The sequence below is a fragment of the Acinetobacter tibetensis genome, assembly GCF_023824315.1.
Taxonomy (GTDB): domain Bacteria; phylum Pseudomonadota; class Gammaproteobacteria; order Pseudomonadales; family Moraxellaceae; genus Acinetobacter; species Acinetobacter tibetensis.
In genome coordinates this window covers 1,082,136-1,105,491 of the sequence record NZ_CP098732.1, presented here as the reverse complement: position 1 = coordinate 1,105,491, position 23,356 = coordinate 1,082,136, and the positions used below count along the sequence as shown (strand labels likewise).

Annotated in this window: 26 protein-coding genes, 1 tRNA gene and 1 pseudogene; 11 read left to right on the top strand and 17 right to left on the bottom strand. The window is 40.4% G+C overall.

Features of this window, described 5'->3' with window-relative positions:
* Window positions 1-17 precede the first annotated feature (17 nt).
* A pseudogene (locus M5E07_RS05340) lies at window positions 18-424 on the bottom strand (GFA family protein).
* Between the two features lie 213 nt (window positions 425-637).
* Here M5E07_RS05340 and M5E07_RS05335 point away from each other — a divergent pair.
* Both M5E07_RS05335 and M5E07_RS05330 read left to right on the top strand, forming a co-directional pair.
* Window positions 638-883: a hypothetical protein gene (locus M5E07_RS05335; protein WP_116759208.1), complete on the top strand. Its 246-nt coding sequence runs from the start codon at window positions 638-640 to the stop codon at window positions 881-883.
* Between the two features lie 96 nt (window positions 884-979).
* Window positions 980-1,414 carry a PaaI family thioesterase gene (locus M5E07_RS05330; RefSeq protein ID WP_252222677.1) on the top strand — a complete coding sequence of 145 codons (435 nt, stop codon included), beginning with the start codon at window positions 980-982 and terminating at the stop codon, window positions 1,412-1,414.
* A 65-nt stretch (window positions 1,415-1,479) separates the two neighbouring features.
* On the opposite strand, the gene M5E07_RS05325 is transcribed toward M5E07_RS05330, so the two are convergent.
* On the bottom strand, window positions 1,480-1,905 hold the full coding sequence (locus tag M5E07_RS05325) for a hypothetical protein (RefSeq protein WP_252222674.1): 426 nt from the start codon (window positions 1,903-1,905) through the stop codon (window positions 1,480-1,482).
* A gap of 247 nt (window positions 1,906-2,152) precedes the next feature.
* Between M5E07_RS05325 and M5E07_RS05320 the strand changes: the two genes are divergently transcribed.
* Window positions 2,153-2,228: transfer RNA gene (locus tag M5E07_RS05320), tRNA-Asn, on the top strand.
* 94 nt (window positions 2,229-2,322) lie between these two features.
* Complete coding sequence (locus tag M5E07_RS05315; RefSeq protein WP_252222671.1) at window positions 2,323-3,378, top strand: hypothetical protein; 1,056 nt, start codon at window positions 2,323-2,325, stop codon at window positions 3,376-3,378.
* 55 nt (window positions 3,379-3,433) lie between these two features.
* Here the strand turns inward: M5E07_RS05315 and M5E07_RS05310 are convergent, their stop codons facing one another.
* The 11 genes from M5E07_RS05310 to M5E07_RS05260 form a co-directional block, all read right to left on the bottom strand.
* Window positions 3,434-4,090, bottom strand: a complete 657-nt coding sequence (locus M5E07_RS05310; RefSeq protein ID WP_252222668.1) for a MiaE family protein — start codon at window positions 4,088-4,090, stop codon at window positions 3,434-3,436.
* A gap of 22 nt (window positions 4,091-4,112) precedes the next feature.
* Window positions 4,113-4,838: a pyridoxine 5'-phosphate synthase gene (gene pdxJ / locus M5E07_RS05305; RefSeq protein ID WP_104441741.1), complete on the bottom strand. Its 726-nt coding sequence runs from the start codon at window positions 4,836-4,838 to the stop codon at window positions 4,113-4,115.
* 13 nt (window positions 4,839-4,851) lie between these two features.
* Window positions 4,852-5,562 carry a DNA repair protein RecO gene (gene recO / locus M5E07_RS05300; protein WP_252222665.1) on the bottom strand — a complete coding sequence of 237 codons (711 nt, stop codon included), beginning with the start codon at window positions 5,560-5,562 and terminating at the stop codon, window positions 4,852-4,854.
* A gap of 10 nt (window positions 5,563-5,572) precedes the next feature.
* Window positions 5,573-5,770, bottom strand: coding sequence for an NF038104 family lipoprotein (locus tag M5E07_RS05295; RefSeq protein ID WP_252222662.1), 198 nt, complete (start codon window positions 5,768-5,770; stop codon window positions 5,573-5,575).
* Window positions 5,771-5,794: 24 nt separating this feature from the next.
* Window positions 5,795-6,823, bottom strand: coding sequence for a GTPase Era (era, locus tag M5E07_RS05290; protein ID WP_116759201.1), 1,029 nt, complete (start codon window positions 6,821-6,823; stop codon window positions 5,795-5,797).
* A 6-nt stretch (window positions 6,824-6,829) separates the two neighbouring features.
* Window positions 6,830-7,522 (bottom strand): ribonuclease III, encoded by a 693-nt coding sequence (rnc, locus tag M5E07_RS05285; RefSeq protein ID WP_116759200.1) that lies wholly within the window; start codon window positions 7,520-7,522, stop codon window positions 6,830-6,832.
* Entirely contained in the window at window positions 7,494-7,868 is a 375-nt protein-coding gene (locus M5E07_RS05280; protein ID WP_116759199.1) for a DUF4845 domain-containing protein, read from the bottom strand. The genes rnc and M5E07_RS05280 overlap by 29 nt, the downstream gene beginning before the upstream one ends.
* A gap of 23 nt (window positions 7,869-7,891) precedes the next feature.
* The gene (gene lepB / locus M5E07_RS05275) at window positions 7,892-8,719 is read right to left on the bottom strand and encodes a signal peptidase I (RefSeq protein WP_116759198.1); all 828 of its coding nucleotides are present in this window, start codon (window positions 8,717-8,719) and stop codon (window positions 7,892-7,894) included.
* Between the two features lie 21 nt (window positions 8,720-8,740).
* Window positions 8,741-10,558, bottom strand: coding sequence for a translation elongation factor 4 (gene lepA, locus M5E07_RS05270; RefSeq protein WP_116759197.1), 1,818 nt, complete (start codon window positions 10,556-10,558; stop codon window positions 8,741-8,743).
* 172 nt (window positions 10,559-10,730) lie between these two features.
* On the bottom strand, window positions 10,731-11,183 hold the full coding sequence (locus tag M5E07_RS05265; RefSeq protein WP_252222659.1) for an acyl-CoA thioesterase: 453 nt from the start codon (window positions 11,181-11,183) through the stop codon (window positions 10,731-10,733).
* Window positions 11,184-11,345: 162 nt separating this feature from the next.
* Complete coding sequence (locus M5E07_RS05260; RefSeq protein ID WP_252222656.1) at window positions 11,346-12,725, bottom strand: Do family serine endopeptidase; 1,380 nt, start codon at window positions 12,723-12,725, stop codon at window positions 11,346-11,348.
* Between the two features lie 229 nt (window positions 12,726-12,954).
* Between M5E07_RS05260 and nadB the strand changes: the two genes are divergently transcribed.
* Complete coding sequence (nadB, locus tag M5E07_RS05255; RefSeq protein ID WP_252222653.1) at window positions 12,955-14,595, top strand: L-aspartate oxidase; 1,641 nt, start codon at window positions 12,955-12,957, stop codon at window positions 14,593-14,595.
* A 77-nt stretch (window positions 14,596-14,672) separates the two neighbouring features.
* Here nadB and M5E07_RS05250 read toward each other — a convergent pair whose 3' ends face one another.
* The 4 genes from M5E07_RS05250 to pabC form a co-directional block, all read right to left on the bottom strand.
* Complete coding sequence (locus M5E07_RS05250; RefSeq protein ID WP_252223706.1) at window positions 14,673-15,107, bottom strand: PaaI family thioesterase; 435 nt, start codon at window positions 15,105-15,107, stop codon at window positions 14,673-14,675.
* An 89-nt stretch (window positions 15,108-15,196) separates the two neighbouring features.
* Entirely contained in the window at window positions 15,197-15,796 is a 600-nt protein-coding gene (tmk, locus tag M5E07_RS05245) for a dTMP kinase (protein ID WP_252222650.1), read from the bottom strand.
* Between the two features lie 3 nt (window positions 15,797-15,799).
* The gene (gene mltG / locus M5E07_RS05240; RefSeq protein WP_252222647.1) at window positions 15,800-16,864 is read right to left on the bottom strand and encodes an endolytic transglycosylase MltG; all 1,065 of its coding nucleotides are present in this window, start codon (window positions 16,862-16,864) and stop codon (window positions 15,800-15,802) included.
* A 7-nt stretch (window positions 16,865-16,871) separates the two neighbouring features.
* Window positions 16,872-17,684: an aminodeoxychorismate lyase gene (gene pabC, locus M5E07_RS05235; protein WP_252222644.1), complete on the bottom strand. Its 813-nt coding sequence runs from the start codon at window positions 17,682-17,684 to the stop codon at window positions 16,872-16,874.
* A 161-nt stretch (window positions 17,685-17,845) separates the two neighbouring features.
* On the opposite strand from pabC, the gene M5E07_RS05230 reads away from it, so the two are divergent.
* The 6 genes from M5E07_RS05230 to M5E07_RS05205 all read left to right on the top strand — a co-directional run bounded on the left by M5E07_RS05230 (window position 17,846) and on the right by M5E07_RS05205 (window position 23,335).
* Window positions 17,846-18,853, top strand: coding sequence for a sulfate ABC transporter substrate-binding protein (locus M5E07_RS05230; RefSeq protein WP_252222639.1), 1,008 nt, complete (start codon window positions 17,846-17,848; stop codon window positions 18,851-18,853).
* 30 nt (window positions 18,854-18,883) lie between these two features.
* Window positions 18,884-19,489: an alpha/beta hydrolase gene (locus tag M5E07_RS05225; protein ID WP_252222636.1), complete on the top strand. Its 606-nt coding sequence runs from the start codon at window positions 18,884-18,886 to the stop codon at window positions 19,487-19,489.
* 75 nt (window positions 19,490-19,564) lie between these two features.
* Entirely contained in the window at window positions 19,565-20,398 is an 834-nt protein-coding gene (gene cysT / locus M5E07_RS05220; RefSeq protein ID WP_252222632.1) for a sulfate ABC transporter permease subunit CysT, read from the top strand.
* Window positions 20,395-21,285 carry a sulfate ABC transporter permease subunit CysW gene (gene cysW, locus M5E07_RS05215; protein ID WP_252222629.1) on the top strand — a complete coding sequence of 297 codons (891 nt, stop codon included), beginning with the start codon at window positions 20,395-20,397 and terminating at the stop codon, window positions 21,283-21,285. Before cysT ends, cysW begins: the two co-directional genes overlap by 4 nt.
* A 14-nt stretch (window positions 21,286-21,299) precedes the next feature.
* Window positions 21,300-22,361 (top strand): sulfate/molybdate ABC transporter ATP-binding protein, encoded by a 1,062-nt coding sequence (locus tag M5E07_RS05210; RefSeq protein WP_252222626.1) that lies wholly within the window; start codon window positions 21,300-21,302, stop codon window positions 22,359-22,361.
* 50 nt (window positions 22,362-22,411) lie between these two features.
* Window positions 22,412-23,335, top strand: a complete 924-nt coding sequence (locus M5E07_RS05205; protein ID WP_252222622.1) for a CysB family HTH-type transcriptional regulator — start codon at window positions 22,412-22,414, stop codon at window positions 23,333-23,335.
* Window positions 23,336-23,356: the final 21 nt, after the last annotated feature.

Below are 23,356 nucleotides of genomic sequence, written 5' to 3'. Positions count from 1 at the left end.
ACTATCGACCAATAGCTTTAGCGGTTCAACCTCGCCACCACTTCAGCCTCCGTTAATTTTTTAGTTGGCTGACTGAGTGAATAAAAATCAGGTTTATTATCAATATAAATTCCATATCTAAGCTTAGCTCTTTGGGTAATTCACCCAGAGTAAACACGTTAATATTACAATAACGATGATCTTGCATCCGCCAAAACAATGGCGTTCCACATTGCTTGCAAAAGCCAAGCTCACCCCACGCCGATGCTTTAAAAATTCCCAATTGCTTTTGTTTTTGAAAAACTAAACTGCTTGGCTTAACATCAATGCTCATGTGCAAACCACTACTTTGTCGATGACAAAGCGGAAATGACACACATCAATATGGTCATTCATTAAATCCACATCAAATTGCGTAGCCCCCACATAAACACTGTGCATGCATTTTTCACTTTTAAATCTTCCTTTGCATTGTTTTAGTTTTAATCGATTGGTATTAAAAAATAACACTCATCATTTCACTGTTTACACTTTATAAATAAATGTAAATCTTATTTATTTTTATGAATCAAACATTTCGCAACACATTAGGCATAGCAACTCATGAGATGATCTTCTAAGATACGCTCACACACAGCTAAACGCCTATGAGTTCATCATGCGCTATAAGATTATCGATGTATACCGACAACAGAATATTAAACGTTACATTGCTAAATGCTTAAAAGCCCGCTCCCCCCAATTTATTGTCATCGAAAGTGCTTTAACCCTTTGCCGTGATTTAGATATTATTGATGTTGACCTCAACTCTGATCAAGCCACATGGGCAACTGGTGAATGTATTTCTCTGCATATTTTAATAGGTGCAGACAGCCTCGATAAAATTTATGAATTAGACGCTTAAAGACGTTTTCCAATCTTTTCTTGACTTCATTTTGTGCTCACTATTATCTTAACCATATAGTTCCTTTTTAGAACTTGTTAAATTAAAGGATTACAAATGAACATAAAAGAAATGACTGGATTAGAGTTGCTCAAAGCCATGTGTGCTGGAAAAGCCCCTGCACCGAGTATCAGTGAAACGATTCCTATGACACCTTATGAAGTCACGCTTGGCAGCATTCATTTTAAAGCCAAGGCAGATCAGCGCCATTTAAACCCTCTAGGTGGCGTACATGGTGGTTTTGCAGCAACAGTACTTGATTCAGTGACAGGTTGTGCAATTCATACCATGCTTGAGGCGGGTGTAGGCTACGGAACCATTGATTTGAATATTAAAATGTGCCGCCCTATCCCTCAGAATAAAGACCTGATTGCGATTGGCACAGTCATCAATATGAGCAAAAATTTAGGGATTTCTGAAGGGAAAATTGTGGATGAAGAAGGAAAACTTTATGCACATGCTACCGCAACTTGCATGATTATTCGTGCTTAAATATTCTTGCACAACACCCCTTCATGTTGTGCAATAACATCAAATTAAGCATGATGATAAGTCTTTTACGCAGGTTTCAATTTGTACTGTGGTGCAGATAAAGCTTTGTAATAGCAATAATATTTCAGAGTATGTTCTAGCTGAACAATGCAAGAGGCATGCTCTGATTTCAACCAAGCTTGAGCTTGTAATGGCTTAGACCAAAGCTGCCCTTCTAAAGCATAAATATATACACGTTCTTGTGCTTCGATCTGCTCAGAAAAATATGTTGCAATCCAACTTTCACGTGCAGATTCAACCAGCCATTTTTCTGAAAACCATAATTGAAGTAAATCACCCAAATACAATTGTACTGTAGCAAATGGACGAACAGATACAAATGCACCTTCCACAGCCGTGTAATACAGTTCTGGTTGCTGAATCAAAGATAGATAATTTTCTTGATAATATGAGAATTGAGAAAAAATTTCAGGGATGCTGAGCGTATTCATTCGCTTACTCCGATTTAGCCATTTTAGTGCTGGCAAGTTGGTTTAAATCCACACTGTTGAGGTTTTTGCCTCAACAACTTTCTTTAATTAATCTAGCAATGCTTTTTTTAAAGCACAAGCCAAAAGTTAATTTTTTCTTTAAATTCTTTTTGTTTGCTCAAATATAAAACATACAACTATAAAATCTCTCTTTTTATGCCACTAATGCTTGACCTGTTTTAAAATCTGCTTATAATCGCACTCAGATTCTCCAATAGCTCAGTCGGTAGAGCGACGGACTGTTAATCCGCAGGTCCCTGGTTCGAGCCCAGGTTGGAGAGCCAAATACAAAAAAGCCCGCAGCATTAAAGCGGGCTTTTTTACGTCTAAATAATGAAAAACAAAACACCTCATATCTTGATAAAAAAAGCACAATATATGAATGCAAAAAATCCACAAGCCATACTCAGACTCAAAATTGTTATCATTGTATTCATCAGCTTTCTTATTCTGATCAGCCTTGTTTTAATCAGTTGCCATCCACAAGGTAAGGTCGAACAGCTTAGCACCACTCCTCCTGTGTTGTATGATGCAATTAGCAATCAACCCATACCCACTACGCAACAATGGCTTATTCCTATAAGCCAGTTTGGCTCAAATGCGATTAAAACCAATTTAAACCTAAATGAATTAGCCAAAAGCTTAGGGGAGCATGCTTGGCTCAGCCCCTCATCCACATTTAATAATCAAAGCAGCCAACTTCATTTTTATTTGGATTTTGGTGGTCAACAAAGTTCTCGTAAAGATGCTGAATTCTATGTACTACCAATCTGTACGAATGGAACATTAACACAAGCCTGTACATCCTTATCACCCAAACCCACCCCCATCGCATTTTTTAATTTCAACACAGCAAATAACACTGACTATCAAGCGATCCAAACCAATCAATCTTGGCACTTTTATGGACATAGCGATGCTTATGTACTTCCTGTTGTACACTCACAACAATTACAATTTTTAGTGAATGCCCAAATACCAGAAGGTTATCCAAATGGTTGGCTCAGATTAAGCTTTAATGAAAATCCAATTACCCCCAAGCCTTCGAGTTTTTTCTTGGGACGTAACAAGCTGATATATTTCCCATTTTTATTACTTTTCATTCCTTTACTCGCGGCTCATCTCTATCGTATAGACAAAGGATTTCAAAGCTATCGGAATCTTTCTATTGGATTATTGGTCTGTATTTTGTTTGCCATTCATAGTGTTATTTGGGATTTGCACTACATGGTTTTAGGCTGTTTTCTACTTAGTTTAGCTGGGGTGCTTTATGCTTTCGCTAGACCCTTGTACAGGCTTTTTTATGGAATTGGAGCCCTGATTATTGCAGGCTATGCACAACAATTTTATGCTGGATTTAATTCTGCTTTTTTCATGCAAACTGGTCTTATTTTTTTGATTGGTATTGGACTTTTTTTCCGCACACCTGATTAAAGAAAATTCAGCAGAATCATGGTGCTTCATACTATTGAAACACCATGATTCAATGTTACGCTGCAACTATGGCTGGAATACCACTATGAAAACGGAAAGTTTCATCTGGCGATAGAATCAGATTTGCTTCAACTTCACGAATATGTTCAATACGTTGCTGTATATCTTCTTCAGGATTTTTCAATTTGCCTGTTCGCGCAACCTCTAGTGCCAAAGCCAAATAATCCTCAAAATGCCGTGATTCAGATTTAAGCAAGTAACGGTAATAACGCCCTAACTCATCATCTACGAGTGGAGCAAGTGCATAGAAACGCTCACAGGAACGCGCCTCAACAAAAGCCCCAATAATCAGAATATCAATTAAAGCTTCCGGCTCATAAGTGCGTACTTCCTTACGTAATCCACCTGCATAGCGCCCTGCACTCAAGTTCGACCACGCTTGACCACGCTTCTTCATAAACTCAAGCACTTGCTCATAATGCAGCATTTCTTCACGTACTAATTGAGCCAGCTTCACTTGTAGATCCGTAAAAAAGCTATAACGAAACATCAGGTTCATTGCCGTACCTGCTGCTTTTTTTTCGCAATTGGCATGGTCTTGCATCAGAATCTCAAGATGATTCAATGCTTCATCCAACCAAGCTTTTGGCGTAGTACAACCCAAGAAGCCAATGACTGGCTTCATTAGTTCATCGTAATTTATATTCGACATATTTGAATCTTAAAATAGATAATTAACGTGCAGCTTTAATCACTGCTTTCATTTCTTGCACAGCTTGCGCCAAACCAACAAATACAGCATCTGCAATTAGAGAGTGACCAATATTCAATTCATGAATCTCAGGAATTTGTGCAATCGGGGTAACATTTTCTAGATTTAAGCCATGACCTGCATTCACCACCAACCCCTTTTCAGCGGCATAGCGCGAAGCTTTCACAATACGATCCAACTCATATTGCTGTGCTTCAGGCGTTTCAGCATCTGCATAAGCCCCTGTGTGAATTTCAATGGTTGGTGCTCCGCATGCAACAGCAGCATCAATTTGGGCAAAATCTGCATCAATAAAGAGCGAAACATCACATCCTATAGCAATAAGTTCTTGTGTCGCCGCTTTGACTTCTTCAAAATGACCGAGCACATCCAGCCCACCTTCCGTGGTTACTTCTTGACGCTTTTCTGGCACAAAACACACATGCTGTGGCTGAATCTCTTTCGCAAATGCAATCATTTCAGGCGTTACAGCAAGCTCCAAATTCATACGAGTTTTTAATACTGGACGCATACGACGCACATCATCATCTTGAATATGACGACGATCTTCACGCAAATGCAGTGTAATTCCTTCAGCACCCGCTTGCTCACAAATTAAAGCGGCATTAACTGGGTCTGGATAGGTTGTTCCACGTGCTTGTCGCAAAGTTGCAACATGGTCAATATTTACACCAAGCAAAGCAGCCATCGTTTTTTCCTAATCATGTTTTAGATTGAGTGTTTTGAATCCAGAGTTGGCGACTTTTCAACGGTCGATCTCCCAACAAAGATGTAATCATTTGCCTATATAGCTTCGACAACAATTGTAACTGCTCTAGGTTAAATTCCCTACCACTTTCATAATTCTGCATACTCAGAATTTGTTGACCCAATAGCGTAGAAGATGAGGCCCGAGTTGTTGGAATAAAGCCATCATTTAACTGAAAAGCATAATTTTGATGTGATTGAATCGAAACTTGATTTGCATCTATTGTAAAATCAAGTGGATAACCCAACTCTTCCAACAATGCATGCTCAAATTGTCGAAGGATTTGTTTTAAAAATAGTGTTGAATTAACTTGATGACTGAGTGTTTGTAAATGCTGAATAGTTGCAGAATATTGCCGAAAAGTCTCAGGCATTTCTACTTCAAGCGGACATAAACGTAGTAAAATTTCATTCAGATAAAATCCAGAAAAAAATGCATCGCCAAAAAAGAAAATGGGATGATGCATAATTTCAAGTTTACTGAAATTTTTGAGTTCAGACTTTCCTGACGCTTGCAAACGCAATGGCTGGTATTGTGGTGGTGGCGTCTGTCGAAGAATACCATCAACTCGCCCATGCTCTTGGGTGAATAAATGCACAATATGGCTACGTTCTCGGTACTTACGGTGATGTATCAAGTAACCATGTAAAACTTCATTACGCATGAGAAATTAACTAATCTTTCTTATCTTTATCATTTTGTTCGCTGTCCTCATCATCCCCATCAGGTATTACAGCACCGACAACCGCCACTGTACCTTTCACTACACCCTTGGTGGTTTTATATGCAACTTTAATAGGAACTGTAACAATCTTATGAATGCAACCTTGTAAAAAACATACACTAGCCACAACCAACAAAATTTTTACCATTACAGCTCCTATTTCATTTAAAACTTAGATATCACTATAACCCAAGCTTTTCAGTGCTCGCTCATCATCTGACCAACCACCTTTCACTTTCACCCAAAGGGTTAACATAATTTTTTGTTCAAACATTTTTTCCATATCAATACGAGCATCCATACCGATCTTTTTAAGCTTAGCGCCTTTTTCACCAATCACAATGGCTTTTTGACCTGGGCGGTCTACAAAAATCGTTGCGTCAATATAGGTACATGCTGGTTTTGGACGACCTGTTTTTTCATTCACTGTTGCTTCTTCAGTCTTAAATGACTCAATTTGCACAGTTAAATCGTACGGAAGTTCTTCACCAAGCTGACGCATAATCTTTTCACGGATAATTTCTGATGCTAAGAAACGCTCAGAGCGATCAGTCAATTGATCCAACGAATACATTGGCGGTTGGAAAGGTAAATACTTTTCAATGGTGTCGCGTAGATGTTCCAAGTTCGCACCACGAAGTGCAGAAACAGGAACAATTTCCGCAAAATTCATCAATTTTGCGCGCTCTTGAATTAATGGTAAGGCATGATTTTTATTTTCAAGTGTATCAATTTTATTGATCACCAAAATCACAGGCATCTCTGCATTTTTAAGTTTTTCCAAAACGAGCTCATCGTTTTGAGTCCACTTGTCTGCATCCAGAACAAACATGACCAAATTTACATCACGCAATGCAGAAGATGCAGCACGGTTCATCATTTTATTGATGGCTCGCACTTCTTTTTTATGCATCCCAGGTGTATCAACGAACACCGCCTGAGATTTTTCACGCGAATCAATACCGACAATTTTATGACGCGTGGTTTGCGGCTTACGTGAAGTAATCGAAAGTTTTTGTCCCAGTAAGTGATTCATCAGTGTCGACTTACCCACATTTGGGCGACCAACAATTGCAACAAAACCACTTCTGAAATCAGAAGGAATCGTGGTGCCTTGTTCACTAAAAAACTGGCTAATTAAATCATTAGTGTCGCTTGGCGACTCGTGATCAGCATCAATGTGATCGGAAGAATTTGACATGGCAGATTACTGCTCCAAAAGTTTTAAAATATCCGCCGCTGCAGCCTGTTCTGCAAAACGACGACTTGAACCTTCACCCTTAAATAGAGGCAAACCCTCAACCGTACAATTCACCTTGAAATGTTGGTTAGGTGCATCCCCTTGTATATCGACCACTTCATAAATAGGAAGTGGCTTTTTACGCGCTTGCAAATACTCTTGCAATCTTGATTTAGGATCTTTCAGTTGATCTGTCGGTTCGATATAGTCTAAGTAAGGTTCGTACCATTTTAGCACGATACGCTCTAACACCGTTAAGTCAGCACAATCCACATAAATTGCGCCAATAATGGCTTCAACAGTATCTGCCAAAATCGATTCGCGATGATGTCCGCCTGACTTCAACTCACCTGTACTTAAAATTAAATTGGTACTTAGTTTTAAGTCATTTGCGATTTTACCTAATGCTTCCTGTCGAACTAAGGTCGCTCGCATACGCGTTAAACGACCTTCATTTTCATGTGGATAAGCATTGTACAAATAATTGGCGATGATCATTCCTAACAACGCGTCACCTAGAAACTCTAAGCGTTCATAATTATATTTATGGCTTACCGAACGGTGCGTCAAGGCAAGCTGAAGTAGTTCCGCTTGCTTAAACTGATAACCTATACGACTGACCAAGCGAATATCACTTAGTTTGGGCTGACCTTTGATCAAAACTTTTCTCAAACTTTAACACTAAATCAATATTCAGTAAGAAAGGCTTTCTTACCTCGTAACTCTTTTTCACTTGTAAACCATCAACATTTGTCACTTGAGCAATGTCTTCGAATTTAATATCGCGAACATTATTCATATCTAAACGCTGCCCCATTTGACTTGAGAATTTCGATGGACTGATATCGACAGGACTACTTTGCAATAACTCTGTAATCTGACTATCAATCACGCGATCATCCCAATAGGATCCCCAAACTGCAATTGCAACTTTTGCCAAAAAAGCAAAGCCAATAACTGCAATTAAAATACCAATATATGATGCACCCTTTTGATTTCGACGCATTTTTTATTTTCCATTTCGCTCAATTAATCAATTTTGCCGTTACGGCTAAATGACGGCAGTTTAAAGCCAGGCTCTTTATGCATCCAAACATAAAATGCTCGCCCAGTTAAGTTCTCTTCAGGTACAAATCCCCAAAAACGACTGTCAGCACTTTGATCACGATTATCCCCCATCGCAAAGTAGTGCCCTTTAGGAACTTTTACTTCCCAATATAAACCATTTTCAGTTGAGTATTTACCATTTTCAATATAATTAATAAATGGCGCTTGACGAGCAACGTTCACCCCTTCCAACTCACGCATAGTAAAGGTGTGCTCACCCAAAGTTTCCTTATGATAAATTGAGGTCGGTGTATCCAAGGCATCTTTCTCACGACTGAACTCAACTGGAACTTTCGCAACTTTTTGCCCATTAATCGTTAACTGACCATGATCATAAATAATATGGTCACCTGGCAAACCGACAACACGCTTGATATAGCTTATCGTCGGTTGTGGTGGATAACGAAAAACCATGACATCACCACGTTCTGGCTCACCCACATCGAGAATTTTCTTATTCACAATTGGTAAGCGTACACCGTAGTCAAATTTATTCACCAGAATAAAGTCACCAGTTTCTAAAGTCGGCACCATAGAATCTGACGGAATATTAAATGGTTCATATAAGAATGAGCGTAAAACCAAAACCACTGCCAGTACAGGCCAGAAATCGTAAGCCCATGTAATAATGAAGTTTTCATTACCCCTACCCTTGGTTTGTCTTTGCTTAAATACAAACTTATCCAACAACCACACCAAGAAAAAAATCAGCGTGGCAGGCACGAGTATTAAATTAAAATCAAAATCCATGAGCTAAACGACCTCTAATTCTTATCTTTCTACTTTCAATACAGCCAAGAACGCTTCTTGCGGGATTTCTACACTACCCACTTGTTTCATACGTTTCTTACCTTCCTTCTGTTTAGAAAGAAGTTTCTTCTTACGTGAAACGTCACCGCCATAACATTTAGCCAATACGTTTTTACGCATCGCTTTTACAGTAGAACGAGCAATAATCTGCGCACCGATAGCTGCTTGAATAGCCACGTCGTACATTTGGCGAGGAATCAAATCTTTCATTTTCTCAACCAATGCAATACCACGATGACGCGCGTCATTACGGTGACAAATCATAGCCAAGGCATCAACCTTGTCACCATTAATTAATACATCAACCTTAACTAAAGCTGAACTTTCGAAACGCACAAAGTTATAGTCTAGCGATGCAAAACCACGAGAGCATGATTTCAATTTATCAAAGAAATCCATAACGACTTCGGCCATTGGAATTTCAAAGGTAATCGAAACTTGGTTCCCCAAGAATTTCATATCTTTTTGAACACCACGGCGTTCAATACATAGGGTCATTACATTGCCTAAGTACTCTTGAGGAACAAGGATATGACATTCTGCAATCGGTTCACGCAAATCTTCTACAGTAGATCCATCTGGCATTTTTGATGGACTATCGATATAAATCGTTTCACCCTTCTTGGTTAATGCTTCATAAATTACGGTAGGTGCAGAACTAATGAGGTCAAGATCATACTCACGCTCTAAACGCTCTTGTACAATCTCCATGTGTAGCATTCCCAAGAAGCCACAACGGAAACCAAAACCTAATGCATCTGAACTTTCTGGTTCAAAGAATAAAGCTGAGTCATTGATTTGCAATTTTTGTAGTGCTTCACGGAATGGCTCAAAATCACTCGCATCAATCGGGAAAAGACCTGCATAAACCTGTGGTTTAACCTTTTTAAAACCAGGTAAGGTTTTAACATCAGGTGTAGCAGCAAGGGTAATAGTGTCACCTACGGGTGCACCGAAAATATCTTTAATCCCTGCAATCACAAAACCTACTTCACCAGCTTCAAGAATATCTGTTTCAGTGTGCTTAGGATTAAATACCCCCACTGAAGTGACTGGATGAGTTTGTCCTGTCGATTTAACCAACATTTTGTCGCCCTTACGGATACGACCTTGTTTAATACGAACTAAGGATACAACACCTAAATAGTTATCGAACCAAGAGTCAATAATTAAGGCTTGTAACGGTGCTTCACGATCACCCACAGGTGCTGGAATGACATCGACTAAGCGCTCAAGTACACCCTCGACACCCAAACCAGTTTTTGCAGAACAAGTTGGAGCATCTGTTGCTTCAATGCCAATAATTTCTTCAATTTCATGAATTACACGTTCAGGTTCAGCCTGTGGTAAATCAATTTTATTTAAAATAGGAAGAACTTCGAGACCTTGCTCAATTGCGGTATAACAGTTTGCAACCGATTGTGCTTCAACACCTTGTGCAGCATCTACAACCAATAGCGCGCCTTCACAAGCTGCTAAAGAACGAGAAACTTCATAAGAAAAGTCTACGTGTCCAGGCGTATCAATGAAGTTCAATTGATATTCTTGCCCATTTGGATGCGTGTAATACAAGGTTACAGACGCCGCTTTAATGGTAATCCCACGTTCGCGTTCTAACTCCATTGAGTCCAAAACTTGGGCTTGCATTTCACGATCTTGTAAACCACCACACATTTGAATAAAACGGTCAGCCAAAGTCGACTTACCATGGTCAATGTGAGCAATAATCGAAAAATTTCGGATATTATTGATATCCACGGATTTTTTAGCTTGCGCCATGAGTTACCTTAAGAAAAAAATAGTGCCAAGTACAAAGCTGAGATACTAAGCGTAAGCGGTTAGACAAATTGCTGCCGATTATAGCAGATTGCAAAAATGAAAAAGTGATAAATTCGTTTAAAGGTTTAGGTTTTTAAGACTGTACATTTTTCAAACACTTGCTAGTAGACTTTTAAACTGTGTAACTATGCGTAAAATCTAATGGATTAATCTGATCATTTAAAGGTTGATACGCTTGCGAAAATGTCGGTGAAATACGTTTAGGTCTTCCTGTTGCAATTTCCACACATGCCCATTTGGTCTGCCCCATAAATAGCACAGCTTGATCGGCTGGTCGGTAAAAAACATACTGACGAAATAAATACATACTATTGATGTCACTTAGCCATGTACGTAACACAATTGGGTCGTCTAATAAGGCTGCTTTTCGATATTGGACATGATGCTCGACTGCGACCATGGCATGTTTCAGTTCTAAATACTGTTGAATGCCTAAACCTAACTGATCAATATGTGCTGTTGCAACGTCCTGCATCCACTGTACATAAACCACATTATTCACATGCCCCAAAACATCAATATGTTCTGGCCTTACCATCAAATTTAAATCAAAAATCGCGCTCATTAATTTGTTTGTCCTGTCCATGGTTAGGTTAAAGTTTAAAAAACCATGTATATTTTTTCACACTTAAGCTGATTTGACTGTCCGAACATCAGTCAAAAAAGCCAGTCTAAACTGAATAGACTGGCTTTTACTAGTTCATGTCATGATTTCACATCAAGATGCTTAAATACGCATCCCTAAAATAGCTCGCTGTCCTTCACGAATCAGTGAAACACGCACAATGCTATCTTTCTTTAAACCCGAAACTGTTTTGATGAACTCTTTCGAATTATTGATGCTTGTATTGTTCAATTGGGTAATAACATCACCTGGTAAAATCCGTGCTTGAAATGCCACCCCACCACGCATAACATCTTGAATCAATACGCCACCTTTAATGTTTAGTTGTGCTAATTCAGATGGCGATAAATCACGAATTGCCACCCCAATTTTTGGGCCAGCATTTTCTGCATCTTGCTCAGCTTTGGCAGGCGTATCATCTGGTGCTGTGGTTAAGGTTGCAGAAATGTTACGGGTTTTATCATCACGCAATATTTCAAGTTGAATGGTTTGATTCGGTACAGAACGGTTTAAATAATTGAGTAGTTCTGAAGTGCGTGAAATCGCTGCACCATTGTACTTCAGCACAATATCACCCGCTTTCAGACCTGCTTTTGCTGCGGGTGAATTTGGTGTTACATCTGTAATTAAGGCACCTTCAGGTTTTGGTAAATTGTAAGATTCTGCCAAGTTACGATCAATATCCTGCATCATGACGCCCAGATAAGAACGCGTTACTTTGCCATTCTTCTTCAACTGGTCGGCAATATCCATAGCAACATCAATTGGGATGGAGAAAGACAAGCCCATATAACCACCTGTTCCACTAAAAATACGCGAGTTGACCCCAACCACTTCACCACGCTGATTAAATAATGGCCCACCTGAGTTACCAGGGTTTAAGGCAACATCCGTTTGAATAAATGGAACCGATGTTTCACCCATCATATTCCGCATTTTGGCGCTGACAATCCCAGCCGAAGCTGAATAATCAAAGCCAAACGGCGAACCGATGGCCAATACAGGCTCACCGACTTTCAGTTGATCCACATTCCCCGTTGTTAATGCAGGAAATTGAGTACCTTTGACTTTGAGCAATGCCACATCGGTACGTTCATCACTACCAATCACCGTTGCATCTAGCTCACGACGATCATTCATCATGATCGTGACTTTTGAAGCATTTTCGACCACATGATGATTCGTCAACAAATAACCATCTTTACTGATAAAAAATGCACTGCCATAGGCAGTCTTTTCTTGTGGAACTTGCTGCTGCGGAATTATGACTTGATTACCAAAAAAACGACGCAAGATCTCTGGTACTTGTTGCTGCATAATTTCTTCTTGGGTCATTTTTTTGACCACATTCACGCTCACAACCGCAGGACTAACTTGCTCAACTAAATTTGAAAAATCCACTGCTGGTGCGGCTTGAGTTTGTACTGCCACCATTGTAAAAACCGCAGCATACATTCCTTTTTGTAAATAGCCACTTTTCATAAAACTCATTCACTCAATTATTGTTACGTATTAAACAAAAAATTTTTATCATAAAACTCGTTATTCTTGCGTAATAATATGTTCAATTATGTTTTAGCAAAACAAGTACTTATTTTTAGATTAAGTTATAGGAAGTTAATTGCTTTTTCTAATGAGCACTCGACTATTTTACACTTGCCTTTTATCGCAAAAAGCGTTGTCATTACCAAACTTTTTTTAAAATTAGCTGATGGAAATGTCTAATTTAAGCTCAACGCATCAATTTGATGTGATTATTGTGGGCAGTGGTGGCGCAGGTTTAAGTTTAGCACTGTCATTACCTCATCATTTCAACATTGCAGTTTTAGCAAAATCAACCCTTACAGATGCCAGCACTTATTATGCACAAGGCGGGGTTGCCGCTGTTCTGGATGAAACGGATTCCATTCAACAGCATATTGATGACACCATGATTGCAGGCGCACATTTATGTGAACTTGATGCAGTCAAACAAACCGTTGAAGGCGGTAAACCTTCTGTAGATTTCCTGCTTAATAATGGCGTGCAGTTCACTTTAGATGAACAATCGCAGTTACATTTAACCCGTGAAGGCGGTCATTCACAACGTCGTATTATTCACGCAGCCGATGCAACAGGGCGTGCAATTTCGACCACGTTGGTACAACGTGCGCAAGAAAAAGACAATATTACGATTTTTGAAAATTTTATCGCGATAGATTTAATTACTTCGCAAAAACTTGGTCTCGACGAAGCGCATAATCGTGCCCTTGGTCTATACGCACTCGATGAAAAAACTGAACAAGTCCATACTTTCTTAGCGCCATTTACTGCTTTGGCTTGTGGCGGAGCAATGAAAGCTTATCTGTATACCTCGAATCCGGACATCGCGACTGGTGATGGGATTGCCATGGCCTATCGTGCAGGGTGCCGCGTGGCAAATATGGAATTTAACCAATTCCATCCTACTTGCTTATACCACCCACAAGCCCGCTCATTCCTTATCACTGAAGCGATGCGTGGTGAAGGAGCTTATTTAAGATTGCCTGATGGCGAGCGTTTCATGCTGCGTTTTGATGAACGTGCTGAACTGGCACCACGCGATATTGTGGCCCGCGCCATTGACTATGAAATCAAGCGTTTAGGGATTCGTCATGTCTGGTTAGACATTACACATAAACCTGAAGCCTTCGTAAAAGAACATTTCCCAACGTTGTATGCTCGTCTACTCGAATTGGGCATTGATATTACTAAGGAAATGATTCCTGTGGTGCCTGCTGCACATTACACTTGTGGTGGCGTGGTGGTTGATGAGCATAGCCAAACTGACATCCACGGTTTATACGCGATTGGTGAAACTTCCTATACAGGTCTACATGGCGCCAACCGTATGGCGAGTAACTCCCTGCTCGAATGCTTCGTCTACGGCATGAGTGCTGCTACACATATTCAATCACATTATGTTGAAAACTATAGCTCGCCTCAAGTTCCAGAATGGGATGACTCGCAAGTTATGAATCCCGATGAAGATGTCGTCATTTTGCAGAACTGGGATGAATTACGTCAAACCATGTGGAACTATGTGGGCATTGTCCGTACCACCAAACGCTTACAGCGCGCCTTACACCGTATTGAAATGCTCAAGCGTGAAATCACGGAATATTATGAAGACTATCAGGTCAGTAAAAACCTGATTGAACTGCGTAACTTGGTATTGGTCTCTGAAATGATTGTTCGTTGTGCAATGGAACGCAAAGAATCTCGCGGGCTACATTTCACTTTAGACTATCCTGAATTGGCGCCAGAACTACGTAAAACTGTACTCACGCCGCCAAACTTTCAAGTTGAAACACCTTTGGTGAATGCTGAATAAAATACGGCAGGTACAGTTATTTTGAACTGTACCTGCCTATTAAAACATTCAATCTATCATTCAATTTAAAAAAACAATTACTCAATATTTGATGGAATTCGCGGTGGTGGTACTGAATATGTTCCTGTCACATGTGCTACTGGTTCATCTTCATTCATTGAATAGATCCAGACCTCTCCCACAATAAGGGCTTTGCCTACTTTTATCAGTTTACATACACCACGCAGGTCTTGCGAAGCAGCGGGTTTTCGTAAAAAATTAATGTTCAAATTGGTGGTAACCGTTAGCCCGACAATCCCAATTTCACCCAGTATTGCAATATACAAGGCATAATCTGCAACCGTCATCATGGTGGGTCCCGAAACCGTACCACCAGGACGCAAATCTCGATCATCAATATGATAAATGACTGTTGCTGCCCGTTCCGTAATGGATTCGATCTCACATTTTTCCAAACTTTGCGGAAAATGTTGCATCAAAAACTGAATAATTTCAGCTTGTTTACTTTGCATATTCATTGCGTATTATGATCCGTCTTCCCTATTCGATCATCACTATAAAAGATTATTCAGTGATCGACACTAGGAAAATTGATCAACGATTACACCAAATATGACAAAGCTTGGGCAAAAACTTGTTCTGGTGTCTGCGTTGCGTCTAAACGTTTCATACGCTCAGGTTGTTGTTCCCAAAGCGTTTGATAACCTGCACGAACCTTTTCAAAAAAGCTGACTTTCTCTTGCTCAAAACGATCTAAAGCACCACGTTCCCGTGCACGCGCCATCCCAGTTTCAATTGGAGCATCAAGCCAAAAAGTGATATTCGGCATATGAGAAACGAAATGATCGTTTAATAAATTTAATTTGGTTTGATCCAAGCCACGTCCTGAACATTGATAAGCAAAACTTGCATCGGTAAAACGGTCGCATAAAACAGTTTTACCTGCTTGCAAGGCTGGGACAATGACTTGTTGTAAATGCTGCGCACGCGCGGCATAAATCAACAATAATTCCGTATCATTTGACATTAATTCATCATGATTCACGGCAAGAAGTAGACTACGGATTTGCTCAGCCATTGACGTTCCGCCTGGCTCACGCGTCAGCACAACATCTTTGCCTTGCTGTTGAAAATGCTCATGAATTTTACGAATGAGAGTGGTTTTCCCGACACCTTCTGTGCCTTCAAAACTAATAAACATGCTTCACTCCTGCTTCGACTTTAATACGGATAAATATTCTTTGACAGCACGATTATGCTCGTCCAAGGTTGCGCTAAATTTATGACCACCATTCCCCGTGGCAACAAAATAAATCGTGTTGGAGTCATCTGGATGCATTGCTGCCTCAATCGCCTTTTTACTTGGTAAAGCAATAGGCGTTGGGGGTAAACCACTCATGGTGTAAGTGTTATAAGCAGTCGGTGTTCTTAAATCTTGGCGGGTAATATTGCCTTTATAGCGATCTCCCATTCCGTAAATGACGGTTGGATCGGTTTGTAAACGCATACCCTGTTGCAAACGGCGTACAAAGACACCAGAAACTTGCTGTAATTCACTGTCCAAACTGGTCTCTTTTTCAATAATCGACGCCATAATCAGCGCTTCATATTTATCTTTATAGGGTAGATTCGGAGCACGATTTTCCCAAGCCTGATCGAGACTTTTCATTTGACGGCGGTACAAGTCTGTCAAAATTTTCTTGTCCGATTCACCCTTATTAAAGAAATAGGTATCTGGTGCAAATAAACCTTCAGGATGTGAAAAAGGAATATTCAAGGCTTGCAACATTTCAGCCTGAGGCAAGTTTGAAACCTCTTTTTTCACCATTGGATTTTGTTGTAATTGCTCTACCAGTTGTTTAAAGGTTGTGCCTTCAATGACCAAAACACGATTCATCTGCGCATTTTCAGCATTGGAAATAAACTCCAAAACCTGACGTACACTCATCCCCTGATCAATTTCATAAACACCCGCTTTTAAGCTCTCGTGAATCATGATTTTTTGATAAAGCTTTAAAATGATCGGAAAATGAATCTTATTTTCTTTCGATAGCCGATCAATCAAACCTGAGTAACTATCCCCCTGACCAATGGCTAAAAGCTGTTTTTTCCCTTCAACTGGATAGGTCTTAAATAAACTCGACCAAAGAATACCTATCACAACAACTAGAAATAGCCCAATAAAAATTCCCCATTTTTTAGCGGAGAATGTTGCTGTTGGCTTGCCTTTTTTAGCAGGCTTTTTTTTCGGTTTTGGTTTACTGCTCATAATAAAATTAGGCTATCTGATTCAATTCTAGGGTATTAAAAAGTTCAATACAGGGTTCAACCATTAATGTTTGCTGATCTAACACTGTGGCAATTTTCATGGGCTGCAAGGCATTACAGAAAAATAGGCTTTGTATATCTACTATCTGTTCCGATTTCACCAAACGTTGTTCGCATGGAATACCTTGCTGCTGCATACGACGAAGAATTTCAGCACGCATGACACCATGCACGCCATTATAACGAAGTTCAGGGGTAATCCATGTGTCATTTATGCGAAAGAAACAATTACTGCTTATCCCTTCAACAACTGAGCCTTGTACATCCAACACCAAAGCCTCTAGCCACCCCTGTTGATCGGCTTCTTGTTTAAGCATGACCTGTTCTAAACGGTTTAAAGTTTTTATGCCAACCAAGTTTGGCATACTCAACCCCATAACACGCTGCAAGATACCCGACTGAATTTTCTGGTAATGAAATGTGTCGACAGCTTGCGGATAGAAGAACACCCAGACGTCGGCAATATGATCGGGCAGACTATAACCGCGTTGTCCGTCCCCACGGCTAATGACAACTTTTAAAGTCCCATTTAGCTGTCCAAAACCTTGTTGCATTTTTACTAAAGTTTCAGCAATCAAATCTAAATTTGCATGAAGTGATAAACGCTCACATGCCAACAGTAACCGTGCGTAATGTAAGCTTTCCAGCTCAATTTGATTATTCACAATTCGTGCAGTCGTAAAGCAGCCATCGCCATAATGAAAAGCACGATCAAGCAATGTGACGTTCCTAACTTCCTGTGCATTCTTAAAACAAAGCATAACGACTCCCCCAAAGATCCTGCTGTAGTTTAGGGACTAGATTATCCAACTTATTTCTTTTTTATTCATATCAAATTCGTTTTTTATTATTTTTTTTGCAAAAAACACAGCGCTATTCTTGGCCCATATTAACGAACATTTAGAATTATTGAGGTCTGAAAATGCGTTTTTCTACACTTAAACTCGGGGTGGTTGCTGCACTAATTTCAATTACAGCAGTACATGCTTCGGCAAAAGATTTCCTGAACGTGTCTTATGATCCGACACGTGAACTCTATGAAGACTTTAACAAACAGTTTGGACAATATTGGAAAAGCCGCACAGGTCAAGACATTAATTTTAAACAATCTCATGGCGGTTCAGGAAAACAGGCACGTGCCATAATTGATGGCTTAGATGCCGACGTTGTTACGTTGGCTTTGGCAGCCGATATTGATGCGATTGCAGACAAAACTAGCCTCCTCCCGAAAGACTGGCAAAAGAAATTCCCACAAAACTCGACACCTTATACTTCAACTATCGTGTTTTTGGTTCGTAAAGGCAACCCTAAAGGAATCAAAGATTGGGGCGATTTGGTTAAGCCAGGTGTAGATATTATTACACCTAACCCAAAAACCTCTGGTGGCGCACGTTGGAACTATTTAGGGGCATGGGCATGGGCTAAACACAAATATGGTTCTGATGCCAAAGCACAAGAGTTTGTTCGTCAAATTTATAAACAAACCAAAGTACTCGACTCAGGTGCCCGTGGTGCCACAACAACTTTTGCTGAGCGCGGGATCGGAGATGTATTACTGGCTTGGGAAAATGAAGCTTACCTCGCTGTACGTGAACAACCAGGTAAATTCGAGATTATCACACCATCTTTATCTATTTTAGCGGAACCTCCCGTTGCGATTGTTGAAAAGAACGCACAAAAAGATGGCAATTTAAATCTTGCGAAAGGTTATCTGAACTTTCTGTATTCACCTCAGGGACAAGAGATCGCAGCGAAGAACTATTACCGTCCACGTAATGCAAGCGTACTGAAAAAATATTCAACAACCTTCAAACCATTAAAACTGGTCACAATTGATAAAGAATTTGGTGGTTGGAGCAAAGTGCAAAAACAGCATTTTGACAACGGCGGTATTTTCGATCAAATCGTGAAAATCAATAGCGCAAAATAAAACGTTATTTAATTCCACAGGAGCAACGTCATGATTCATACCGTAATCGTACCGGGTGTAGGTGGTAGTGAAGCACAACACTGGCAATCTTGGTTGCAACGTAACCTCATGTCTAGCTCCCGTGTAAATCAGACCGATTGGAACCAACCTGTCCTTAATCACTGGGTAGAGCAATTTACGAAAACTCTGCGCCCTCTTCAAAGTGATGTACAAATTGTGGCTCATAGCTTTGGCTGTTTAACGACAGTGGCTGCATTGGCATTGCATCCTGAACTGAACAAGCATGTGAAAAAGTTGATTTTAGTTGCGCCTGCCAATCCTGCCCGATTTGGCGAAGCAGGTTTCGCACGTGACAGTAAAACTGATTATCAAGCGTTCTTTCACCAATTGAAGATTCAGGTGCCTACAACCTTGCTCATTAGTGAAAATGATCCATGGTTAAGCTTTGAAGATGCACAGCAATTGGCACGTAGCTGGAAGCTGCAACCTGTGAATTTAGGTCAAGTGGGACATATTAATGTTGCATCAGGTTTTGGCCCATTTCCTGAAATTTATGACTACCTGATTCCTGAATGCTCAATGTCTCGAATGTGTCTGTCTGATGATTACCCACATTTTCTAAACTATGCACACTAGGGTCTGCATAATTTAATTTACTGATTATTTTACTGATTTTATTTGATCAGTATTCTCACATTTTGAGGAATTGTCATGTCGCAGCGATCCCGAGTGCTGCCAGGGTTTGGACTTTCGCTAGGTTTTACCCTCGCCTATTTATCTTTAATTGTACTGATTCCACTTTCGGCAGTTTTTATTCGATCGCTAGATATTGGTTGGTCAGGTTTATGGGAAATTTTAAGTTCTGAACGTATCTTAAAAGCCTTGCAACTCAGCTTTAGTACTGCACTCTTAGCAGCCATCATTAATGTCATTTTTGGCTTATTACTGGCGTGGTGCTTGGTTCGTTATCGTTTTCCTGGTAAACGCATTGTCGATGCCTTGGTCGATTTACCTTTTGCCTTACCCACTGCGGTGGCAGGTATCGCGTTAACTTCACTTTATGCACCTACCGGTTGGGTTGGACAATATCTCGATCCTTTAGGTATTCAAGTGGCATACACCCCTATCGGGATCACGCTTGCACTTATTTTTATTGGTATTCCTTTTGTAGTGCGTACTGTTCAACCTGTATTAAGTGACTTAGAAACAGAACTAGAAGAGGCCGCTTCGGCTTTGGGTGCGAATCGTCTGCAAATTGTGACTAAAATTATTTTACCGATTTTATTCCCTGCGCTACTCACAGGTTTTGCTTTGGCATTTGCACGTGGTGTTGGCGAATATGGCTCTGTCATTTTTATTGCAGGCAATCAACCATTCAAAACTGAAATTGCACCCCTCATGATTATCTCTCGTTTGGAAGAATATGATTATGCTGGTGCAACCACCATTGCTGTGGTCATGCTGTTAATTTCATTCGCACTGCTCTTTTTAATTAACTTATTACAAGGATGGGCAAGTCGTCGCACAGGGAGAACTGCAATATGAGCTTAGTTACCAACAGCAATGCCTTTGCTGAACGCCTACAGTCTCGTGATGCCACCCGTGAACCTGTTTGGGTCCGTTACACATTACTGAGCATTGCCTTAATTTTTTTCTTAAGTTGCTTAATTCTTCCGCTCATTCTGGTTTTTGTAGAAGCCTTTAAGCAAGGGATTACGGTTTATATTCAGGCACTGGTCGATCCAGACACCTTGTCTGCGGTAAAACTTACTTTACTCACAGCAGTAATCGCAGTTCCATTAAATGTGGTGTTTGGCGTAGCAGCAGCATGGTCGGTGGCTAAGTTTAATTTCCGTGGTAAATCCATTTTGACCACCTTAATTGATCTGCCATTTTCTGTTTCGCCTGTCATTGCAGGTTTAATGTTGGTGCTTATTTTTGGTACCCAAGGTTGGATGGGAAATTGGTTACTCGACCATGACATTAAAATTCTGTATGCCGTACCCGCCATTGTACTTGCCACTATATTTATTACCGTTCCTTTTGTAGCACGTGAACTGATCCCGCTTATGGAAGCGCAAGGTACCGAAGAAGAAGAAGCCGCAATGGTTCTTGGTGCTTCAGGTTGGCAAACTTTCTGGAAAGTCACCCTACCCAATATTAAATGGGGTCTGATTTACGGTGTGATTCTGTGTAATGCACGAGCTATGGGTGAATTCGGTGCAGTATCCGTAGTTTCAGGACACATTCGCGGAGAAACCAACACCTTACCCTTGCATGTCGAAATTCTTTATAACGAGTACACCTTTAGTGCGGCTTTTGCAGTGTCCTCCTTATTGGCTTTACTGGCGATTGTCACCTTGATTTTGAAAACTTGGGTTGAATATCGTCAGGAAAAGCAAAACAAAAGTAACAGCAGTTCAAGTCTTTAAATAGGAATGTCCCCATGAGTATTCAAGTCAAAAACATTGAAAAAAACTTTGGTGCATTCCATGCACTTAAAAATATTTCTTTAGATTTCCCTGAGGGTCAATTGGTGGCTTTGCTTGGTCCTTCAGGTTGCGGTAAAACCACCCTGCTCCGTATTATTGCGGGTTTAGAATCGGCAGATGGTGGACAAGTGATTTTAGAAGGTCAAGATGCCACTGATGTACATGTGCGGGAGCGCCAAGTTGGCTTTGTATTCCAACACTATGCCCTATTCCGTCATATGACGGTCTTTGACAATATTGCCTTTGGTTTACGCGTTCGTCCACGTGCAACACGCCCTTCAGAAGCAGAAATTAAAAAACGTGTTACCCGTTTACTGGATTTGGTTCAGTTAGGTTTCTTATCAGACCGTTATCCTGCGCAACTTTCAGGTGGACAACGTCAACGTATTGCCTTGGCACGTGCCTTAGCAGTTGAGCCACGAGTATTGCTGCTGGATGAACCTTTTGGCGCACTCGATGCCAAAGTACGTAAAGAACTACGTCGCTGGTTACGTACCTTACATGACGAATTGCACATTACTTCAATTTTCGTGACGCACGATCAGGAAGAAGCACTAGAAGTTGCCGATCAAATTGTGGTGATGAACAAAGGCAATGTCGAACAAATTGGTTCGCCTCGCGAAGTCTATGAAAAACCTGCCACACCGTTTGTCTTTGACTTTTTAGGGCAGGCGAATCGCTTTGAAGGACACAATCATCAAGGCATCATTCAACTGGGTGAAGACCGTATTCAGTTAGATGCTGCTCAATATGTGCCACATGGCAATGTCATTGCCTTTGCACGTCCCAATGAATTACGCATTCATACTCAACCCCAAGACAATGCGATTCAAGCCACATTCTTACGTGAAATTTGGATTGCGGGCAAAGTCTTGGCTGAGTTACAAGACCGCCAAGGCAACCTGATTGAAATTACACTCAGCCCAGAAGAGTCAAAATTACATCAATTTAGACCAAATCAAACTGTTTGGTTGAGTGCAACTGCATTACACTTATTCGAAAATCAAGTCGCATAGAGACATAGAGGTGAGGCATCAACACCTCACCCGCTTTAAGGTATAGAGAAATGAATTTCCAACAACTCAGAATTATTCGAGAAACAGTGCGACAGAACTTCAACTTGACCGAAGCATCTGCGGCTTTATACACCTCTCAATCTGGGGTAAGTAAACATATTAAAGACTTAGAAGATGAATTAGGGGTTCAATTATTTATTCGTAAGGGTAAACGTCTACTGGGCTTAACAGAACCAGGACAAGCCCTACTCGGCATTGTGGAACGGATGTTGGTCGATGCTGACAATATTAAACGTTTAGCCGATGACTTTAATAAAGTAGATGAAGGGACTTTGACCATTGCAACCACGCATACCCAAGCGCGTTATGTCCTGCCGCCAATTGTGAACTTATTTAAAAAAGAATTTCCTAAAGTTCATCTTATTCTGCAACAAGCCAGCCCTGTTGAAATTACAGAAATGTTGTTACAAGGCGAAGCGGATATCGGTATTGCGACAGAATCCTTGACCACTGAAGATAATTTAGCCAGTGTGCCATTTTATAATTGGCAACACTGCATTATTACCCCACAACAACATGCATTGGCGCAAAAAGAAACGATTGAATTAGCAGATTTAGCACATTACCCATTAATCACTTACCACGGTGGTTTCACGGGTCGTTCTAAAATTGATAAAGCATTTGAAGAAGCGCATATCGATGTCGATATCGTCATGTCAGCACTGGATGCCGATGTCATTAAAACCTATGTTGAACTTGGTATGGGCGTTGGGATTGTCAATAATGTGGCTTATGATGCCGAACGTGACTATCGCTTAAAGCAAATTCAAACTGATATTTTTGGTGTAAACACCACATGGCTTGCAGTACGCAAAGGGCATTTATTGCGTGGTTATGGCTATGAGTTTATTTCACTTTGCTCGCCCGAAACGGATATCAAAGCTTTGAAAAGAGTCGCATATCCTGAAGAATAAATATTGATATTGGAGGCAATT

Excerpts from the sequence above, each read along its gene's own strand:
- recO (WP_252222665.1), bottom strand. The coding sequence starts at position 5,562 with ATGCGTAATGAAGTTTTACATGGTTACTTGATACATCACCGTAAGTAC.
- pdxJ (WP_104441741.1), bottom strand. The coding sequence starts at position 4,838 with ATGGCTGCTTTGCTTGGTGTAAATATTGACCATGTTGCAACTTTGCGA.
- M5E07_RS05335 (WP_116759208.1), top strand. The coding sequence starts at position 638 with ATGCGCTATAAGATTATCGATGTATACCGACAACAGAATATTAAACGT.
- M5E07_RS05265 (WP_252222659.1), bottom strand. The coding sequence starts at position 11,183 with ATGAGCGCGATTTTTGATTTAAATTTGATGGTAAGGCCAGAACATATT.
- M5E07_RS05225 (WP_252222636.1), top strand. The coding sequence starts at position 18,884 with ATGATTCATACCGTAATCGTACCGGGTGTAGGTGGTAGTGAAGCACAA.
- cysW (WP_252222629.1), top strand. The coding sequence starts at position 20,395 with ATGAGCTTAGTTACCAACAGCAATGCCTTTGCTGAACGCCTACAGTCT.
- mltG (WP_252222647.1), bottom strand. The coding sequence starts at position 16,864 with ATGAGCAGTAAACCAAAACCGAAAAAAAAGCCTGCTAAAAAAGGCAAG.
- M5E07_RS05325 (WP_252222674.1), bottom strand. The coding sequence starts at position 1,905 with ATGAATACGCTCAGCATCCCTGAAATTTTTTCTCAATTCTCATATTAT.
- M5E07_RS05330 (WP_252222677.1), top strand. The coding sequence starts at position 980 with ATGAACATAAAAGAAATGACTGGATTAGAGTTGCTCAAAGCCATGTGT.
- M5E07_RS05230 (WP_252222639.1), top strand. The coding sequence starts at position 17,846 with ATGCGTTTTTCTACACTTAAACTCGGGGTGGTTGCTGCACTAATTTCA.
- M5E07_RS05280 (WP_116759199.1), bottom strand. The coding sequence starts at position 7,868 with ATGCGTCGAAATCAAAAGGGTGCATCATATATTGGTATTTTAATTGCA.
- M5E07_RS05260 (WP_252222656.1), bottom strand. The coding sequence starts at position 12,725 with ATGAAAAGTGGCTATTTACAAAAAGGAATGTATGCTGCGGTTTTTACA.
- M5E07_RS05310 (WP_252222668.1), bottom strand. The coding sequence starts at position 4,090 with ATGTCGAATATAAATTACGATGAACTAATGAAGCCAGTCATTGGCTTC.
- M5E07_RS05210 (WP_252222626.1), top strand. The coding sequence starts at position 21,300 with ATGAGTATTCAAGTCAAAAACATTGAAAAAAACTTTGGTGCATTCCAT.
- M5E07_RS05205 (WP_252222622.1), top strand. The coding sequence starts at position 22,412 with ATGAATTTCCAACAACTCAGAATTATTCGAGAAACAGTGCGACAGAAC.
- lepB (WP_116759198.1), bottom strand. The coding sequence starts at position 8,719 with ATGGATTTTGATTTTAATTTAATACTCGTGCCTGCCACGCTGATTTTT.
- era (WP_116759201.1), bottom strand. The coding sequence starts at position 6,823 with ATGTCAAATTCTTCCGATCACATTGATGCTGATCACGAGTCGCCAAGC.
- cysT (WP_252222632.1), top strand. The coding sequence starts at position 19,565 with ATGTCGCAGCGATCCCGAGTGCTGCCAGGGTTTGGACTTTCGCTAGGT.
- M5E07_RS05250 (WP_252223706.1), bottom strand. The coding sequence starts at position 15,107 with ATGCAAAGTAAACAAGCTGAAATTATTCAGTTTTTGATGCAACATTTT.
- nadB (WP_252222653.1), top strand. The coding sequence starts at position 12,955 with ATGGAAATGTCTAATTTAAGCTCAACGCATCAATTTGATGTGATTATT.
- M5E07_RS05315 (WP_252222671.1), top strand. The coding sequence starts at position 2,323 with ATGAATGCAAAAAATCCACAAGCCATACTCAGACTCAAAATTGTTATC.
- M5E07_RS05295 (WP_252222662.1), bottom strand. The coding sequence starts at position 5,770 with ATGGTAAAAATTTTGTTGGTTGTGGCTAGTGTATGTTTTTTACAAGGT.
- lepA (WP_116759197.1), bottom strand. The coding sequence starts at position 10,558 with ATGGCGCAAGCTAAAAAATCCGTGGATATCAATAATATCCGAAATTTT.
- pabC (WP_252222644.1), bottom strand. The coding sequence starts at position 17,684 with ATGCTTTGTTTTAAGAATGCACAGGAAGTTAGGAACGTCACATTGCTT.
- tmk (WP_252222650.1), bottom strand. The coding sequence starts at position 15,796 with ATGTTTATTAGTTTTGAAGGCACAGAAGGTGTCGGGAAAACCACTCTC.